Raw genomic sequence first — 1,687 nt, 5'->3', positions numbered from 1 at the left:
TAATTATTTTTGACATTGACGGTCTATGAAGCGCCTAACCAGAAAAAAACCTATTGATGAACAAAAAGAAAAGAAAAAGACATTTTTTTATTCATCCGGATGATTATTAAAGTAAAAAAGTAAAAAAGTAAAAAAGTAAAAAAATTATCAATATTGCTTGTTAAGTAGAAAAAAATAAAAAAGAAATTAAAAAACTTTGGTCTTTTATGTCTGGTCTTGTATGTCCCGTCAATTGTAAGTCAGTCACATGTCGTAGTCAGTCGTAGTCAAAAATAAAACGTCTTAGTCTGCCAGGTCTCACATTAGTCCATGATGAAAGAAACGTTGTTTTTTTGAAAAAAAGTGACCAAAAAAATCACTACGTTGTTTTTTGAAAAAAGTTTTCATCTGGTCATCTGGGACTAATGCAGCCACCTATTAGTAAGACAATATCAAGTTATTTGAGCTCAAATACTTACAAACTAACTTATAAACTAACTTAAATACTAAAATGTCCTTTGTCTGTCATTCTGTCCGTTCAGGTCATTTGTCATCGTGCGTAAAATTGTTCCGTTAGGCAAAATCAAAATCGGGTCAGTTTTTTCATCATTTTTTGCAACGTATTTTATTTCAATCATTTAGTTGGCAGCATCTCAGCACCCAACATAAGTGGTTGAAATAAAATAAGAAAAATTTCATTACAATAATTAAGTTGGCAGCAGCTCAGCACCCAACGAAAGAATTGCAATGGAATATTGGGAGAAAAAGAAGAGGGAAAATTACTCCTTGTCATCCTTCAACCTAGCTTGCCTCCTCTTAGCCAGTTCACAAGAAATTTCCAAATGCATGGGCTGGTTGTTGTGGCCAATGAAAAAGGTAGGTCTACTGTGTCGTTCTGGGACTGGGAGAAAAGCGGGTTCGTCAATGGAAGGGGGTGGAGTTGCAAGAATCTGTGAAGGGGATGGAGCTGCAAGGATCTGTGGGATCTCAATCGACTCTGGAGCAGCAACAGGAACAGAAGCAACCATCCTTCTCTTATCTCTCTTGAGAGAGGCCAATTTTTCGGACATCTCTCGTTCCAACTCCTTCTTTCTGTCTCTCATTTCCTGCTCAAGTTGACGCTCAAGTTCCTGTTGTTGCTTCAGAGCCCTCTTTCTTTCCCTGTCTGCGCGTTGAGATTCCGCTCGGCTCTCCATGCGCTGGTGGTAGTAGACTTCAAGGGAAGAAACGATCTCAGGCATCCGACAAATCAGGTAGCAGATCATCAGCGCCATGATGAAGACCGTCAGACCGAACAGCGTCCACAAGAGGATTCTGAAAGTAAAAAAATAATAAGTACATTTGACAAATAATAAGAAGCTAGACGAGCTGTTAAAAAAAAGGTCTCAATTGAATAAAACATGAATTGAACCCAAGTGATAATGAGTTTCATTTAGGTACTCTACATTCATACAGCTACTTCCTCATAAAGGTGTTTTTTTACCTTTCATCATTCAGCAACACAGGAGAATTGAACCCAAGTCATTATGAGTTTCATTTAGGTGCTCTACATTCATACCGCTACTTCGTCATAAAAGAGTTTTTTTACCTTTCATCATTCAGCACCACAGGAGAAGAGCACCCAAGTCATTATGAGTTTCATTTAGGTGATCTAAATTCATAACTCTACTTCGTAATAAAATAGTTATTTTACATTTAAGCATTTAGC

General features: G+C 37.3%; 1 protein-coding gene. It reads right to left on the bottom strand.

Annotated elements, in window-relative coordinates; all coding sequences use genetic code 11:
- Positions 1-758: 758 nt before the first annotated feature.
- On the bottom strand, positions 759-1,220 hold the full coding sequence (locus ABWO04_RS11705) for a hypothetical protein (RefSeq protein WP_353079865.1): 462 nt from the start codon (positions 1,218-1,220) through the stop codon (positions 759-761).
- Positions 1,221-1,687 lie beyond the last annotated feature (467 nt).

It is taken from the genome of Flavobacterium sp. (genome assembly GCF_040382755.1).
GTDB lineage: Bacteria > Bacteroidota > Bacteroidia > Flavobacteriales > Flavobacteriaceae > Flavobacterium.
The sequence above is the reverse complement of the archived record's forward strand: the minus strand, read 5'-3'. Positions and strand labels throughout refer to the sequence as shown.

Excerpts from the sequence above, each read along its gene's own strand:
- ABWO04_RS11705 (WP_353079865.1), bottom strand. The coding sequence starts at position 1,220 with ATGCCTGAGATCGTTTCTTCCCTTGAAGTCTACTACCACCAGCGCATG.